Raw genomic sequence first — 14,839 nt, 5'->3', positions numbered from 1 at the left:
GCAATGTGCGTTACAGGCGCACCCCTGCGGTTCGTCAGTTTGTCAGCGTGCTCAACAGGCCAAGCACGGTCACAACGGTCAGGGTCTTTTCATCGACCAGAACAAGGTTGTCATTCACGACGCGGTATTGCTGACCTTTGGGCGGTGCTGCAAAACGGCTGTTTTCGGCGCGTTGGTACACACGGCCATTACGACCGCTATCCCCGACCTTGGGCGCGTGCTGCTGGTTCTGTGCAACCTGCCGCGTTGGTGTCGCTGCATGGCTGTTGTTGCTCTGAACCTCGGGCCGTTTGACGGTGTTTTGCGCGGGCGTGCTATCCTGATGTGGTGCGCTGCTTTGACCCTGCGATGAAGTCCGCTGCTGGGTGCTGTTGCTTTGCGTTTGTGTCGAATGTCCGGACTGGTTGCTGTTCTGCTCGTGCGACGCTGTCCCGGACTGGGTCCGGTTGCTTTGCGTATTGCCCTGCGGCTGGGGCGTCCCCTGCTGGTTTGTGCCCTGAATCGCTTTTTCACAATTCTGGCTGCCGGTTTGACAGGTCGTCGCATTCTGATGCTGCTGTTGAGCGTGAGCCATCGGCGCGACAAAGGCCAGTGATACGGCAATCGCGGAAAAAGCTTTGGTATACATGCATGCCTCCAAGGGTATTTGCAGCTCTTATACGTAAACGGCCTTATTCTCCGTCGCGGGATTCCGGAAATTTACGCAGATTTTCGAATTTTTGTTCAACGTGTGAATATTTGCCCGCACTTTGTGGTTCGGGATAGATAGCCCTCGCAAACTCAGATCAACCATTCATCTTCCGAATGCGGCTGATCTGAGGGCCTTGTCACAAATCCGTGCAGGCCCGATGATCGGATCGAAAGTTATTGAGCATGCACTCAATAACCCCTAGGATTCTCGCAATCGTAGCGTCGAAGGATTGCCCGCATGAGCCGCCCTGCCCGATATGACCGCGAAAAGGCGCTCGATGCCGCGATGGGCGTGTTCTGGAGCAAAGGCTATCACGCGACATCACTCAAAGACCTTGAAGGCGCGTTGGGGATGAAGCCCGGCAGTATTTACGGGGCCTTCTCCAGCAAGGAAAACCTGTGCCTGCTGAGCCTGCAACGATATTTCGAAGCCTCTATTGCCCGCTTCCACGCCCATATGGCAAAGGCAGCCACCCCACTGACCGGTCTTGCCGAATACCTGTGCGGATTTGCCGAACTGGAGCCTGATGATCGTGCGCGGCAGATGTGCATGCTGGCGAGAACACTTATGGACACCAATACCACCGAAGCAGGAATTGCAGCGCAATCCCGTCTGTACCTTGAAACGATCCGCGAGGCCTTTACGTCGGTGTTCGAGCGCGCAAAAGCCGGGGGCGAACTGCCCGCTCACGCCGATTGCGGGCGGTTGGCCCGTCGGTTTCAGGCCAATATTTCCGCAATCCGGTTCGAGATGCATCTTGGAACCCCCCAAAACGAAATCACCGCACTGGCCAGGGATATGGCTGGTGAGCTGAAGGCATTGCGAACGCTGAACGCCTGATCACCTCTTTTCACACACCCGATACGGCCGGTGGCCTGCCACCGGATCGCATGCAGCAAAAGGATACCTCGCTATGGCCGAATATACTCCCCCGAAGGTCTGGACCTGGGATGCCGAAAGCGGAGGCGATTGGGCCAAGACCAACCGCCCCATTGCAGGTGCAACCCATGAGGGCACTCTGCCGGTCGGCAAGCATCCGCTCCAGCTTTATTCCATGGGCACGCCGAACGGGCAAAAGGTTACGATCATGCTGGAAGAGCTGCTGGCTCTTGGCAAAACCGGCGCCGAATATGATGCCCACCTGATCCGCATCGGAAATGGCGATCAATTCTCCTCCGGTTTTGTCGCCATCAACCCGAATTCGAAAATTCCGGCATTGGTCGATACCGAAACCAACAGACGAGTTTTCGAAAGCGGCGCGATTCTCCTGTATCTGGCTGAAAAGTTCGGTGCCTTCCTTCCCGCGGATCCGGCTGCGCGCACCGAGGTCATGAACTGGGTATTCTGGCTTCAGGGCTCGGCCCCCTATCTGGGCGGCGGATTTGGGCATTTCTATGCCTATGCACCCGAGAAATTCGAATATCCGATCAACCGGTTCACGATGGAAGTGAAACGCCAGATGGACGTGCTGGATCGTGAACTGGCCGAGCATCGCTACCTTGGCGGGGACGAATATACCATCGCGGATATCCTGACATTCCCGTGGTTCGGCAACCTTGTTCTGGGCCAGGCCTATAACGCAGGTGAGTTTCTTGACGTTGCCAGCTACAAGAACCTGCGGCGGTGGGCGGACGAAATCCTTGCACGCCCTGCCGTTCAACGTGGCCGCATCGTGAACCGCACCTTCGGCCCCCTGAACGAGCAGCTGCACGAACGCCATGACGCGTCGGATTTCGACACCAAAACGCAGGACAAGATCGCGCCTGCGACCGAGTAATCCCGAAGCCTTTCTTCAAACAGGACATTCCAGATGTTGAAATTCTACTACCACCCCACGCCGAACCCTATGAAGGTCGCGCTGTTTCTGACGGAAACCGGTCTACCGTTCGAGCTGGTCAGCGTCGACACCGCCAAGGGCCAGCAGCACACGGTCGAATTCCGCGCCATCAACCCCAACGGCAAGGTGCCTGCGATCGACGACGATGGCACCAAGGTTTTCGACAGCACAGCCATCCTGCTGTACCTCTCGGATAAAACCGGCAAACTGGGTGTCGCTGCGGAAAACCGTGGTGATTTGCTGTCTTGGCTGATGTTCATCGGAACCGGTCTCGGTCCCTTTTCCGGCCAGTCGGTCCATTTTCACTACGCCGCGCCCGAAGACCTTCCCTATGCGAAAAACCGCTACCTGCGTGAGGCCAAACGCCATTATCAGGTACTGAACGACCACCTGAAAGGGCGAGAGTTCCTTGTCGGGGATGCGTATTCCATTGCGGACATCGCCCTGTGGGGCTGGGCGATCCGCGCACCGCGCGTATTGGGTGGCGAAGGTCTGGCCGAATTCCCCGAGGTGGAGCGCTGGTTCAACGCCATCAATGCGCGACCGGCCGTCGAAAAGGCGCAGAACATCGCCGAAGGTGAAACCTTCAAGACACCGGGCGACGAGGAATCGCTGCGCGCCCTGTACCCGAGCAACTACTGATCCGAGACTTCAGCCCCTGTATCAAGCAGGGGCTGATTTCCTACCCAACCTATGCGGATCAAGTAGATAAGAATTACCGGAAATATTATTGGTGCACCCAGCACGATTCGAACGTGCGACCTCTGCCTTCGGAGGGCAGAGACAGGCGGTTTGTTCACTATATACCCCGATAACGTTCATGATTCTGGCCTGTATATACTGCCACGTTCAGGGCGGTTTTAGGGGCCGCCCCAGAAACCCGAGTTATCTGGCAAATGGGCTGCTCCACCCCATTGCCGGGGCGACTGGCCGTACATGCGCTTAAACTCGCGACTGAACTGAGATGAGCTTTGATAGCCAACGGCCCATGCAGCCTCGGACACGGCCTTTCCTTTGACGATTTTCATCGCGGCAGCGTTTAACCGCATCGATTTCATGAACTGTATCGGAGACAATGTCGTCGCCTCTTTGAACCGTCGATGAAATACGGCACGGCTCATTCCCACGTGGTCGGCCATGTCATTGATGCTGACCTGTTCATTCAGGTGGTTCGAAAGATAGTCGATGGTACGCGCTATCTCGTTACCGATGCCGAAGGCGCGTTTTGCTGCTGCGCCGGCTTCCCCCATAAGCACCGCGTAACAAAGCTCGCGCCGGCGGCCGGGCCCTAACACCTCCAGATCAATTGGATTGTCGAGCAGCATAAGAAGCCGAAGCAAAGCCTCCGTGAACCTTGTGTCCCAAGCTGCCAAGGCCAAGGCCGCCGGCGCGCTATCTCGAGGCTGTCTGTTGTCACGAGCAGCAGCCGCAATATCCATTGTCAGCTCGCGCATCATTCGAGGATCCAAAGTAATTACCACACCAAGCAGAGGATCGGCTTCGGACGCCTGTGGCGCCCCCGCCTCCACCGGTAGGGTCATTGGACACAGTAAATATCTATCACTGCCATAGACGTGATGGTTACAGTCCAGCACAGCTTCCTTCCTGCCGCTGAGAATAGCGACCACCGTGGGCTCGTACACGGCAGGCATACAAGGCATGGCCTTGGTCACCCGAAAAAGCTGGACGCCCTTCAGCGCGGTATTGATGAGGCCCGCCTCAGGCAAGCGACGCTTGATCAGGTCTGTAATCTGCTCTTTGCTCATATGCTCTAGCTTGCAGAGAGTTTTCATCCTCGCAATACGATTGAGACGATTGGGCAAGTAATCGAGAGTATATATCCTGTTTCACTGACCGGTCAGCTTCTATCTGTCTTTTCAGCAAAACGCCTCAGACCCCATTTCGGGCCGGCAGGAGACAGAAAATGGCAGATACGACATTCGGGCCCAAAGGCTGGACACCCGAGCGCCTAGGCGACCAATCGGGCAAGACCTACCTCATCACCGGCGCCAATGCTGGCGCAGGCTTTCAGGCCGCGCGTACTCTTCTGAACAAGAACGCCAAGCTGGTGATGCTGAACCGCTCAAAGGCGAAATCCGAGGCGGCAATCACGAAGCTGAAACAAGAATTTGGCATAAATGCAGATGTGAGCTTTATCCGCATGGACCTGTCCGTTTTGGACAGCGTGCGCAAGGCTGCCGATGAGGTTTTAAAATTTGTGCCACGCATCGACGCCTTGATCAATAACGCCGCTATCGCACAGGTTCCAACACGCAAACTGACTGTCGACGGGTTCGAAAGCCAGCTTGGCACCAACCACTACGGACATTTTCTGCTTAATGGCCTGCTTTTTGATCGCATTGCAGAAAGCAAGGGTCGGATCGTGGTTGTCGCCAGCCTCGGCTACAATATGGGCCTAAAGACGATCAAATTTGATGACATGAACTGGGATCAGGGCTACGGCGCAAATACGGCCTATTCGCAAAGCAAGTTGGCGCAGATGATGTTTGCATACGAACTGCAGGATCGCTTGGCCGCGGCGGGACGCGGAGATGTCCAGGTCTTCGTCTATCATCCTGGCTCGTCGGCTACATCCCTGATTACCACCAGCGGAAGCCGCACAATGCGTTTCATCTGGTGGCTGATGACCAAGACACCAATGGTCCAGACCGCAGAACAGGGTTCCTACCCTGAAGTTATGTGCGCCACCGAAGAAACTCTGACCAAGCAGCGCGCTCTTTATGGGCCGACGGGCCGCATGGAAATGGTTGGCCCGGTTGGCAGAGGTACGCTGAACACTCATGCCCATGACAAACCTGTGATGACGCGGCTTTGGGATGAGTCTGAAAAAGCTGTCGGGTTCAACTGGAACCTATGACCGATTGATAAAAGCATCTGACAGTTTTTTGTCTGTCAGATGCTCTCAGCACGTCATCTCCCCTTGCGGGATTTATTCGGGCGCTTCAAATCCGAGACGATCGAGCATCGCCTTCATTCCAGTAATTTCGTCTTGCTGAGCGGAAATGATCTTCTCAGCCATTTCCCGCGTTTCCGGGTCCTCGCCCTGCTCCAACTCTACCTTTGCCATATCGATGGCTGACTGATGGTGCGGGATCATCATCAATAGGAAATCTGCATCCGCGTTACCCGTGGAAGGCAGATGGTCCATAGAATGCATCATGGTTTGCATGACATCCATGTGATCTGCCATGGATCCCTGCATATGCCCGGAATGCTCCATGCTGGATTGGGCGACCACTGGTGAAGCTACCAGAACAGTCATAACGGCGGCCAGGGTCGTTTTCTTGATCAGCATCCTGCGTGATCTCCAATTTGATGTATTGATACCTATGGGGCGTCGCTGCTCATCGCAGATGCATTCACTCTCAACCGAATATCGGTAAATAGCGCTTGCTCATCCAAAGCTGTATGGCCCGGCCAGACCGGGCAGCGCGTATATTCATGGACTGGAGGTGATGGGCATCTGGCTCTCGTTCACAGCAACGAGGCAACATATAGGGTCTGTACCATAGTACGGAGTCAATGCGTGAATCTAACAATCAAGCAATTTGCAGATACTGCAGAAGTGAGCGTTGAAACCATCCGGTTTTACCAACGAAAAAATTTGCTTAACACGCCCCAACCTCAGACGGGGATCAGGCGATACGACGAAGAGGCTGTGAAACGCCTGCGATTTATCCGATCAGCTCAGCGCACGGGATTTACTCTGGAGGAAATCAGGAAGCTGATCGAGCTCGATACGTGTCAGGATCGCGCTCAGGCTCGGGAAATGGCGTACCGGCGGTTACATGCATTGGACCGCCAAATCGCTGAGATGAACGAAGCCAGGAAAATGCTGCTGACCCTCGCCGAACGGTGCACCCATGAAGCTCCGCGGGCTTGTCCTATCCTGCAGGCTTTTGGGCATTGAGATGACTGACCACCCACGCCCCCACACCATATACCCCTAGCGGTCACCCCGTTGATGATCGGCGTTTTGCAATGCCTGCCGGATGGTCGCGTCAAGCACTCCCGACAGTATCTACGACCCAAGCTTGACCTGTCCTGCGGCACGCACGCGAGGCCGCCACCACAACGAAGCGACCGTTGCTTTTGATTGCGTAGATGCTCCTCCGTCGAATGACGGTCAAACGATTGGCAAATTCTCCGCGTTCAATCAGCGACGCAGAACCAATAGCCCTGCCACCACGACCAAGATCATACCTGTAATCGACGCGACGGTCGGTGCGATGCCAAAAAACAGGATATCCCACACTGCGACAAAAACGAGATAGCTATACTCGAACGTAGCAACGGTGGATGGCGGGGCTGCTTGATAGGCCCCTGCCAGCATCATGCCAACGGCGACGGCAAAAGCCGCAAGCAGCAGAAGGACAAGCCAGTCCTTGGGAGTAACTGTTGACCATTCACCAAAGATATACGGATAGGCCGCAAGCATCTCACCCTGCGGCTTTATAGCGACCAGAAGAAGGCTTACCGCAACACCCGCCAACATCATGACAGTATTCTGTGCCAATGAAAGGGCGGCAAGGGGAACACCTTGGCAGCGGGTGCGTGTCGTGATGTGCGTAAGAGCATAGAAGGCCGCACCTATGATTGGCAGCAATGCCCAAGGCGAGAACGCATCCGTGCCTGGCTGCAGCAAGACGACGACACCCACAAAGCCAAGCAGCACACCCATCCAACCGAGAGGTCCGACAGCCTCCTTGATGACGTAGGCGGAAAGCAATGTCACAAAGATAGGAGCGCTGTAGTTTGCAGCGCCAACTGTGGACAAGCTCAGGAACGGGATGGCTGCATAGAACGCTAGAAACGTGGTAGTGATACAGAACGCGCGCACCAGTGGCCATTTCCCAAAGGCGGCTCGCAGAATGCCTTTATGTGCGCCACGCATCCAACTCACAGTCAGCAGAAGGGGTACGGCCAGGACGCCACGCAGCGCAAAAATCTGCCAGAGAGTCAGATTGCTGCTGAACAGTTTGAAGATGACATCTTGAACTGAAATTGTGAGTGCTGCCATGACAATCATCATGACCCCCCGGGTGATATTCTGGGGGCGGTCTTCGGCCTCAATGCTCAAGACTGGTATCTCCGTTAACATCGGCACATTGGGCATCGCGGGGAATATTCATGCCCTCAATGCTCATTTCGCCTGTACGCTTTTCACTCATGTTCTTGGTGGCGGCGACATTCGTATACGCCGCAGCATTTGTCAAAGTGGGCTGTTGGCGGTCGTTCGCTGCGTTAGGCGCAAACGGGCGTTTTCCCTCGACGCAGGCGATCTTAGTTAATCCAATTTCGTCAGCCCAAGCAGCAGGAATTTTTTCTAGAAGACGCCATGAATCGCGCAAGCATATACCCTTCTTCCTATCTGATCGGGATATCCAGCGCGTTGCGACCACCGTGGCGTGGCAGATATGGGGATCTATCCGCCGAAACACGCTGTCGAAGCACACCCGCAAGAGAAACCAGATAGCCTCAACCGCCCTCGCGATGGGGTTCGGTGCAAAGCAAGCCGCCAAACATCTAGGCGTTCCTGCCGCACCACTTGAACGCGCCGCCCATATTCACGGATACATCGTGCAGATCGGCAGCGCCAAACGCCTGAAACCCGAAGAACTAGGGGAGTTGATCGATAAATGTCGCGTCCATCAAAGGGAGCCCGGCTCTACGCACGTAAAAGAACAGGATGCGATCCGGTCTGGGTCATCAGGGATGAAGGCGGCATCGAATTCTCGACCGGCACGTCAGACCGCATCCAAGCTAAAAGCGCTCTCGCGCGGTACATCGCAACCAGAGGCATGCCGCGTAATGTCCTTTCCCCAGACACGATGACAGTCGGACAGGCACTTGCGATCTATGGCGAGGGCCATGCGCCAACCACAAGCGATCCTGCCCGAATCGGATATGCGATTGACGCGCTGGATCCGTTCTGGGGGGATCTGTCTGTTTCCTCCATCAAAGGGGAAACATGCCGCCGCTATGTTGCCTATCGCAATCGGGTCCCAGGAACAGTGCGACGAGAGCTGGGAACCCTTCAGGCGGCATTGAACTACTGCATGAAGGAAGGGCATATGACGACGGCACCCTTGGTCAGCCTGCCAGAAAAGCCCAACCCGAAAGAGCGGTGGCTAACGCGCGAGGAAATGTTCTGGCTCATGCGGGCATCCCGCCATCTCCGGATCGATGGCCGGCATCTGCTGCGCTTCATCCTGGTCGGGCGATATACCGGCACTCGCAAATCGGCTAGCCTGGCGCTTGGAATCAATCGCCCCTCGGTCAATGACGGCTGGATCGATACCGAACGCGGTGTGATGTATCGGGTCGGCACCGGAACCCGCCGTACGAAAAAGCGCCAGCCTTCCACCCGCCTGCCGGCGGCATTCCTCGCCCATGTCCGCCGATGGGCGGCGCACGGCGACCGATGGGTGGTGCAGAACCACGCAGGCTACCGCGTGGCCGAGATCAAGAAAGGATGGGCAAACGCCTGTATCATCGCAGGCGAACTGGCTGCGGCCAAAGGGCGACACGTCGATCTGACAGATGTGACGCCCCACGTTCTTCGGCACACCGCCATCACTTGGGCGATGCAAGCGGGCGCCGAAAAATGGGATGTTGCAGGGTTCTTCGGGGTCAGCCTGCAAACGCTGGAATCGGTTTACGGGCATCATCATCCGGACCACCAGCAATCGGCTGTAAATGCTATGCAAAGGAGGGTTTCAGGGGCCAGCCCCAGAAACAAAAACAACCGCACCGGGTGAGGCGCTGAAATTTCCGAATAATAATAAGAGATTGTTGGTGCACCCAGCACGATTCGAACGTGCGACCTCTGCCTTCGGAGGGCAGCGCTCTATCCAGCTGAGCTATGGGTGCCTTACGCGCTCATTATCAGCGCCTGCGGACCGGCGCAAGTACAGTTCTAACCAAACAGTTCATGACATAGCTCCAACCCCGAAATCAGGGCATCGACTTCCTCTACCGTGTTGTACATGGCAAAGCTGGCACGGCATGTCGCGCCCACGCCAAGGTGTTGCATCAACGGCAAGGCGCAATGCGTCCCTGCCCTGACGGCAATGCCGCGTTGGTCCAGAACGGTGGAGATGTCATGCGGATGCGCCCCGCCCGCCATGGTGAAGGAGAATATTGCGCCCTTGGTGGCCGAATTTCCCTGAATGGAAAGCCAGTTCAAGCCACGCAAACGCTCTTGCGCGGCGTCTCGCAGGGCCTGCTCATGCTTGGCAATATTTTCCATACCCAATGACATCAGATATTCGAGTGCAACGCCGAAACCGATCTGCTGGACAATGCCTGGCGTTCCCGCCTCAAACCGCAAAGGCGGCTTGGCATAGGTCACGGTATCGCGGGTCACAACGTCGATCATATCGCCGCCACCAAGGAACGGGCGCATTTCAGCCATCCGCTCGGCGCTGATATAGATCGCGCCGGAGCCGGTCGGCCCATAGAGTTTATGTCCAGTGATCGCATAGAAATCGCAGCCGATCGCCGGAATATCAACCGGCATATGGACGGCAGCCTGCGACCCATCCACCAGCACCGGCACGCCTTTGGCATGGGCACCACGGGTAATGGCTGCCACATCCAGTACCGTACCTGTCACATTGGACATATGCGTGATGGCAACCAGCTTGGTGCGGGCACCAATGGCATCGATCACGGCCTGCGGATCAATGTCACCGTTCTCGTCACATTCGACCCATTTCAGCACAACACCCTGGCGTTCACGCAGGAAATGCCACGGAACGATGTTGGCATGATGCTCGGCAATGGACAAAACGATTTCATCCCCCGCCTGCAGGCGGGGTGCCGCCCAAGCGTAGGAGACCATGTTGATCGCCTCGGTAGAGCCGGTTGTGAAGACGATGTTATCCGGGTCCGGCACGTTCAGAAACCGGGCAATGGTCCCGCGCACCCCTTCATATTTCTCGGTCGCCACCGTTGACAGATAATGGAGGCCACGATGCACATTGGCATATTCGTTCGAATAGGCCTCGGTCATCGCGTCGATCACGACCTTCGGCTTCTGCGCCGAAGCACCGTTATCCAGATAGACGAGAGGTTTGCCATTAACTTTACGCGAAAGGATCGGGAAATCGTTTCGAACCGCATTAACGTCAAACATACAGCAATCCTACCAGAAGCGTTGATATCAATGTCAGGAACAGCCAGACACCGATCAGTGTCAGCACCACAGCGCCCAGTACCTTTGGCAGCGATGTGAAGCTGTGGACCTCGGCAATGAAGCCGATTAGCATCCACATGAAAAATATGATGACGGCCACGGCAACTACGGCCGCGACAGATGGCAGCGCCAATTCCAGCAGCAACAGTCCTGCCTGCAGGAACGACATGACCACCTGCAACCAGGCCGCCGCCGCAAGGCATTCGGAAAACGAGCCGCGCCCGCCCCGTGCCCGCCCTACAAAATAAACAAGCCCCGACAGGACAAGAAGCGCAAAGGCCTGGACACCGGCCAGCAGGAACGGGCTGCTGGGGAAGAATACCATTTCCGGATCTGCCGGCGCGATGATCAGGCCAAGCGAGATCAGAAGCGCCGGCAGTATGGTTGCAAGCAAGAAAAGTTGCCGACGGCCGGATTCGCCCAAAGGTGCATCCAGAACGTAACGAACCCCTTTCCGGGGTTCGCGCACAGACATCACGATAAGAGGGTAAATATCACCCACCGGCAGCTTCCTTGTATTTAGCGCGCATCAGCCTTCGTGGCGATCCAGCCAGTCTTCCAGACGCAGGCGCAGATCTTCGGCCAAGGCTTCGTCCTCGATCTCGGACAAGGCTTCGGCCAAGAACGCCAGCACCAGCAGCGACTGTGCCCGACGAAGCGGCACACCGCGCGACCGCAGGTAGAACAGCGCCGTATCGTCGATCGCCCCCGAAGTCGATCCATGCGAACACTTTACGTCATCGGCATAGATTTCCAGTTCCGGCTTTGCCAGAAACTGGCTGTCGCCGTCCAGCAGAAGGCTCTGGCTGATCTGGTAGCCGTCGGTTTTCTGCGCACCGGGTTTTACGAGAATTTTCCCTTGGAACACGCCGGTGGCGCCGTTCTTCAGAACTTTCTTGTAAACCTGCCGGCTTTCGCACCGCTCTGCCGCATGGGTGATGAAGACCGTATCGTCATTGTGGAAATCACGGCCGTCGCCGACCGTGGCCCCTGCAACGTGTGCGATCGCATCATCGCCGACGATGTCCAGCACAGCCTCGTTCCGTGTCATCGTACCGTTGATCGACGCGGTGAACGACTTGAACGTGGATTGCTCGGCAATGCGGGCAAAGATGTGCGTGTTGACCCGGCGGTCGGCGTTGCGCCCCTGCAGGCGAACGTGATGGAAACGTGCCTCTTCGGCCACATCAACCTCAAGGTTGCTCGTGAACCGCGCTGCCGCGTCACCGCTTTCAAGAAGAGTCATCTCTGCCCCTTTTTCCAGCATCACGCAATGGTGCAGGATCGCGTCCGAAGTATCTGATTTACCAATGTAAACCACATGAACCGGGCGGGTTGCCTTGCCCGTCACCCGGATCAGCAGGCCATCTGTTGCAAAGGCTGTCGCCAATGTGGCCAGCGGACGAACAACAGGCGTTTGCCCCTTGGTTTCCAGCTGCCCGTAAATCTCGGCAGCCCAGTGGATATCCGTCACCGCATCGGCAAGCCGCACGATTTCCAGACCGTCCATTGCCAGATCATCCGAAGCCGCCGCGTCGAAGACACCATCGACAAAGACAACGCGCAACGCGTCTGTCTCGTCAAAAGCCACTTCGCCCTTTGACACGTCAGCCTTTACTTCGGCAGCGGTCAGTTTGGCCGGCGCGGTGTAGCGCCAGTATTCGTCACGGGCGGCGGGCAAGCCCACCTCGCCCAGACGGCTCAGCGCGTCACCACGCGCCTTGCCTTGCCAGCCGGTCGAAGGAAAATGCAGTCCGGCAATGCGCGCGGACAGCTGATCCAGCCGCGTTTGCGCCAAAGCCATCATTCCACCCCCGCCAGAATGTCGGTGTAGCCGTTCTTCTCGACTTCCAGTGCCAGCTCGGGGCCACCGGTCAGAACGATGCGGCCATTCGCCATGATGTGGACGACATCCGGTTTGATATGGTCCAGAAGGCGCTGGTAGTGGGTAATGACCAGAAATCCGCGGCCCTCGCTGCGAAGCGCGTTCACGCCGTCTGCAACCAGCTTCATAGCATCGACGTCCAGACCGGAATCTGTCTCGTCCAGAATGCACATCTTCGGCTCCAGCAGCGCCATCTGCAGGATCTCGTTCCGCTTTTTCTCACCACCCGAAAAACCGACGTTGACCGGACGCTTCATCATGTCGGCATCGATCTTCAGCGAAGCTGCTTTCTCGCGAACGAGCTTCAGGAAATCGCCTGCCGAAACTTCTTCCTCGCCACGTGCCTTGCGCTGTGCGTTCAACGCCGTACGCAGAAAGGTCATGTTGCCCACACCCGGAATTTCCACCGGATACTGGAATGCAAGGAACAGGCCCGCTGCCGCGCGCTCTTCCGGATCCATGTCCAGCAGCTCTTCGCCTTCCAGCTCTGCGGAACCGTCGGTGACCTCATAGCCATCACGACCCGAAAGGACATAGGACAATGTCGATTTGCCCGAACCGTTCGGGCCCATGATCGCATGGACCTTTCCGGCTTCGACGGTCAGATCCACCCCGCGCAGGATGACCTTATCCTCGTCTTCGAGTTTGACATGCAAGTTTTTGATATTCAGCATAATATTAGCCCACAGACCCTTCGAGGCTGATCGCGACAAGCGCCTGCGCCTCCATAGCAAATTCCATCGGAAGCGCTTGCAGCACTTCCTTGCAGAAGCCGTTCACGACCAGCGCGACTGCTTCCTCCTCATCCATCCCACGCGAGCGGCAGTAGAACAGCTGATCGTCATCCACCTTGGATGTCGTTGCTTCATGTTCCACACGGCTCGAGTTGTTCTTCACCTCGATGTAGGGCACGGTATGTGCGCCACATTGATCACCGATCAGCAAGCTGTCGCATTGGGTGTAGTTCCGGCTGTTCTGCGCCTTGGGGTGCATCGTAACCTGACCACGATAGGTATTTTGCGCCTTACCGGCCGAAATCCCTTTGGAAACAATGCGTGAGCGGGTGTTCTTGCCAAGATGGATCATCTTGGTTCCGGTGTCCGCCTGCTGTGCGTTGTTCGCAATAGCGATCGAATAGAACTCACCCTGGCTTTCGTTCCCGCGCAGAATGCAGGACGGGTATTTCCAAGTGATTGCCGAGCCGGTTTCAACCTGTGTCCACATCACCTTTGCCCGGTCACCCCGGCAATCGGCACGTTTGGTCACGAAGTTGTAGATGCCGCCCTTACCGTTCTCATCGCCCGGGAACCAGTTCTGAACGGTCGAGTACTTGATCTCGGCATCTTCCAGAATGACCAGTTCCACAACCGCGGCATGCAGCTGGTTCGTATCACGCTTCGGCGCGGTACACCCTTCGAGGTAGCTGACATAGGACCCTTTTTCGGCCACGATCAACGTCCGCTCAAACTGTCCTGTGTTCTCCGCGTTGATACGGAAATAGGTCGACAGCTCCATCGGGCATTTCACGCCTTCCGGAATGTAGACGAACGATCCGTCCGAAAAGACTGCCGCGTTCAGCGTGGCAAAGAAGTTATCCGACTGCGGAACAACCGAACCGAGATATTTCTTCACCAGCTCCGGATGCTCGCGCACCGCCTCGGAGATGGAGCAGAAGATAACGCCCGCCTTGGCCAGCTCTGCCTGGAATGTCGTCCCCACCGAAACGGAGTCGAACACCGCATCCACGGCGACGGGCCGCGCAGGCTCCGCCCCCTCAACACCGGCCAGCAAAGCCTGCTCTTTCAGCGGGATACCCAGCTTGGCATAGGTGGCCAGCAGCTTCGGGTCCACCTCGTCCAAGGATTTCGGCTTTACTTCCATGCTCTTGGGTTTGGCATAGTAGTAGATATCCTGATAATCGATTTCAGGATAATCCACCATCGCCCACGTCGGCTCGGTCATTTCAACCCAACGACGATAGGCCGCCAAACGCCATTCGGTCAGCCACTCGGGCTCGTCATTCTTGGCCGAGATCAGACGAACGATATCTTCGTTCAGGCCCTTCGGCGCGAACTCCATCTCGATCTCTGTTTCCCAGCCATGCTTGTACTTGCCGGACATCGCATGCACGGTCTCGATCGTTTCACGATCGACGCCTTCGCGCACCTCAAGTTCCGAAAGGTTTTCTTCCAAAGCCATCCTTGT

Annotated in this window: 16 protein-coding genes and 1 tRNA gene; 6 read left to right on the top strand and 11 right to left on the bottom strand. The window is 56.6% G+C overall.

Annotated elements, in window-relative coordinates; all coding sequences use genetic code 11:
- Window positions 1-34: 34 nt before the first annotated feature.
- A complete protein-coding gene (locus TR36_RS08255; protein ID WP_045390128.1) occupies window positions 35-628 on the bottom strand; it encodes a hypothetical protein in 594 nt (197 codons plus the stop codon).
- 300 nt (window positions 629-928) lie between these two features.
- On the opposite strand from TR36_RS08255, the gene TR36_RS08250 reads away from it, so the two are divergent.
- The 3 genes from TR36_RS08250 (at window position 929) to TR36_RS08240 (ending at window position 3,170) form a co-directional block, all read left to right on the top strand.
- A complete protein-coding gene (locus TR36_RS08250) occupies window positions 929-1,531 on the top strand; it encodes a TetR/AcrR family transcriptional regulator (protein ID WP_062762990.1) in 603 nt (200 codons plus the stop codon).
- A 73-nt stretch (window positions 1,532-1,604) separates the two neighbouring features.
- Window positions 1,605-2,468, top strand: coding sequence for a glutathione-dependent disulfide-bond oxidoreductase (yghU, locus tag TR36_RS08245; RefSeq protein ID WP_045390132.1), 864 nt, complete (start codon window positions 1,605-1,607; stop codon window positions 2,466-2,468).
- A gap of 33 nt (window positions 2,469-2,501) precedes the next feature.
- A complete protein-coding gene (locus TR36_RS08240) occupies window positions 2,502-3,170 on the top strand; it encodes a glutathione S-transferase family protein (protein ID WP_045390134.1) in 669 nt (222 codons plus the stop codon).
- Window positions 3,171-3,388: 218 nt separating this feature from the next.
- On the opposite strand, the gene TR36_RS08230 is transcribed toward TR36_RS08240, so the two are convergent.
- Complete coding sequence (locus TR36_RS08230; protein ID WP_045390137.1) at window positions 3,389-4,294, bottom strand: AraC family transcriptional regulator; 906 nt, start codon at window positions 4,292-4,294, stop codon at window positions 3,389-3,391.
- Window positions 4,295-4,452: 158 nt separating this feature from the next.
- Here TR36_RS08230 and TR36_RS08225 point away from each other — a divergent pair, with 158 nt between their 5' ends.
- Window positions 4,453-5,406 (top strand): SDR family oxidoreductase, encoded by a 954-nt coding sequence (locus TR36_RS08225; protein WP_045390140.1) that lies wholly within the window; start codon window positions 4,453-4,455, stop codon window positions 5,404-5,406.
- 72 nt (window positions 5,407-5,478) lie between these two features.
- Here the strand turns inward: TR36_RS08225 and TR36_RS08220 are convergent, their stop codons facing one another.
- On the bottom strand, window positions 5,479-5,844 hold the full coding sequence (locus TR36_RS08220) for a DUF305 domain-containing protein (RefSeq protein WP_045390142.1): 366 nt from the start codon (window positions 5,842-5,844) through the stop codon (window positions 5,479-5,481).
- A gap of 231 nt (window positions 5,845-6,075) precedes the next feature.
- Here TR36_RS08220 and TR36_RS08215 point away from each other — a divergent pair, with 231 nt between their 5' ends.
- Window positions 6,076-6,459 carry a MerR family transcriptional regulator gene (locus TR36_RS08215; protein ID WP_062762988.1) on the top strand — a complete coding sequence of 128 codons (384 nt, stop codon included), beginning with the start codon at window positions 6,076-6,078 and terminating at the stop codon, window positions 6,457-6,459.
- A gap of 246 nt (window positions 6,460-6,705) precedes the next feature.
- Here TR36_RS08215 and TR36_RS08210 read toward each other — a convergent pair whose 3' ends face one another.
- Both TR36_RS08210 and TR36_RS15495 read right to left on the bottom strand, forming a co-directional pair.
- Window positions 6,706-7,629: a DMT family transporter gene (locus TR36_RS08210; protein ID WP_045390146.1), complete on the bottom strand. Its 924-nt coding sequence runs from the start codon at window positions 7,627-7,629 to the stop codon at window positions 6,706-6,708.
- A complete protein-coding gene (locus tag TR36_RS15495; RefSeq protein ID WP_153010528.1) occupies window positions 7,619-7,900 on the bottom strand; it encodes a hypothetical protein in 282 nt (93 codons plus the stop codon). Before TR36_RS15495 ends, TR36_RS08210 begins: the two co-directional genes overlap by 11 nt.
- 480 nt (window positions 7,901-8,380) lie before the next feature.
- Here TR36_RS15495 and TR36_RS08200 point away from each other — a divergent pair, with 480 nt between their 5' ends.
- Window positions 8,381-9,310 carry an integrase gene (locus TR36_RS08200; protein WP_237763539.1) on the top strand — a complete coding sequence of 310 codons (930 nt, stop codon included), beginning with the start codon at window positions 8,381-8,383 and terminating at the stop codon, window positions 9,308-9,310.
- Window positions 9,311-9,345: 35 nt separating this feature from the next.
- Here TR36_RS08200 and TR36_RS08195 read toward each other — a convergent pair.
- The 6 genes from TR36_RS08195 to sufB form a co-directional block, all read right to left on the bottom strand.
- A tRNA-Arg gene (locus TR36_RS08195) sits at window positions 9,346-9,422 on the bottom strand.
- A gap of 46 nt (window positions 9,423-9,468) precedes the next feature.
- The gene (locus TR36_RS08190) at window positions 9,469-10,689 is read right to left on the bottom strand and encodes a cysteine desulfurase (protein ID WP_045390152.1); all 1,221 of its coding nucleotides are present in this window, start codon (window positions 10,687-10,689) and stop codon (window positions 9,469-9,471) included.
- Window positions 10,682-11,251, bottom strand: a complete 570-nt coding sequence (locus tag TR36_RS08185) for a YIP1 family protein (protein ID WP_062762984.1) — start codon at window positions 11,249-11,251, stop codon at window positions 10,682-10,684. Before TR36_RS08185 ends, TR36_RS08190 begins: the two co-directional genes overlap by 8 nt.
- A gap of 27 nt (window positions 11,252-11,278) precedes the next feature.
- Window positions 11,279-12,553, bottom strand: coding sequence for a SufD family Fe-S cluster assembly protein (locus TR36_RS08180; RefSeq protein ID WP_045390901.1), 1,275 nt, complete (start codon window positions 12,551-12,553; stop codon window positions 11,279-11,281).
- Window positions 12,553-13,308 (bottom strand): Fe-S cluster assembly ATPase SufC, encoded by a 756-nt coding sequence (sufC, locus tag TR36_RS08175; protein ID WP_045390156.1) that lies wholly within the window; start codon window positions 13,306-13,308, stop codon window positions 12,553-12,555. The genes TR36_RS08180 and sufC overlap by 1 nt, the downstream gene beginning before the upstream one ends.
- A gap of 4 nt (window positions 13,309-13,312) precedes the next feature.
- Entirely contained in the window at window positions 13,313-14,833 is a 1,521-nt protein-coding gene (gene sufB / locus TR36_RS08170; RefSeq protein ID WP_062762982.1) for a Fe-S cluster assembly protein SufB, read from the bottom strand.
- Window positions 14,834-14,839 lie beyond the last annotated feature (6 nt).

The sequence above is a fragment of the Falsirhodobacter sp. alg1 genome (assembly GCF_000739715.2).
Classification (GTDB): domain Bacteria; phylum Pseudomonadota; class Alphaproteobacteria; order Rhodobacterales; family Rhodobacteraceae; genus Falsirhodobacter.
The sequence above is the reverse complement of the archived record's forward strand: the minus strand, read 5'-3'. Positions and strand labels throughout refer to the sequence as shown.

Coding starts and splice junctions, on each gene's coding strand:
- TR36_RS08255 (WP_045390128.1), bottom strand. CDS start 628: ATGTATACCAAAGCTTTTTCCGCGATTGCCGTATCACTGGCCTTTGTC.
- TR36_RS08250 (WP_062762990.1), top strand. CDS start 929: ATGAGCCGCCCTGCCCGATATGACCGCGAAAAGGCGCTCGATGCCGCG.
- yghU (WP_045390132.1), top strand. CDS start 1,605: ATGGCCGAATATACTCCCCCGAAGGTCTGGACCTGGGATGCCGAAAGC.
- TR36_RS08240 (WP_045390134.1), top strand. CDS start 2,502: ATGTTGAAATTCTACTACCACCCCACGCCGAACCCTATGAAGGTCGCG.
- TR36_RS08230 (WP_045390137.1), bottom strand. CDS start 4,294: ATGAGCAAAGAGCAGATTACAGACCTGATCAAGCGTCGCTTGCCTGAG.
- TR36_RS08225 (WP_045390140.1), top strand. CDS start 4,453: ATGGCAGATACGACATTCGGGCCCAAAGGCTGGACACCCGAGCGCCTA.
- TR36_RS08220 (WP_045390142.1), bottom strand. CDS start 5,844: ATGCTGATCAAGAAAACGACCCTGGCCGCCGTTATGACTGTTCTGGTA.
- TR36_RS08200 (WP_237763539.1), top strand. CDS start 8,381: ATGACAGTCGGACAGGCACTTGCGATCTATGGCGAGGGCCATGCGCCA.
- TR36_RS08190 (WP_045390152.1), bottom strand. CDS start 10,689: ATGTTTGACGTTAATGCGGTTCGAAACGATTTCCCGATCCTTTCGCGT.
- TR36_RS08180 (WP_045390901.1), bottom strand. CDS start 12,553: ATGGCTTTGGCGCAAACGCGGCTGGATCAGCTGTCCGCGCGCATTGCC.
- sufC (WP_045390156.1), bottom strand. CDS start 13,308: ATGCTGAATATCAAAAACTTGCATGTCAAACTCGAAGACGAGGATAAG.
- sufB (WP_062762982.1), bottom strand. CDS start 14,833: ATGGCTTTGGAAGAAAACCTTTCGGAACTTGAGGTGCGCGAAGGCGTC.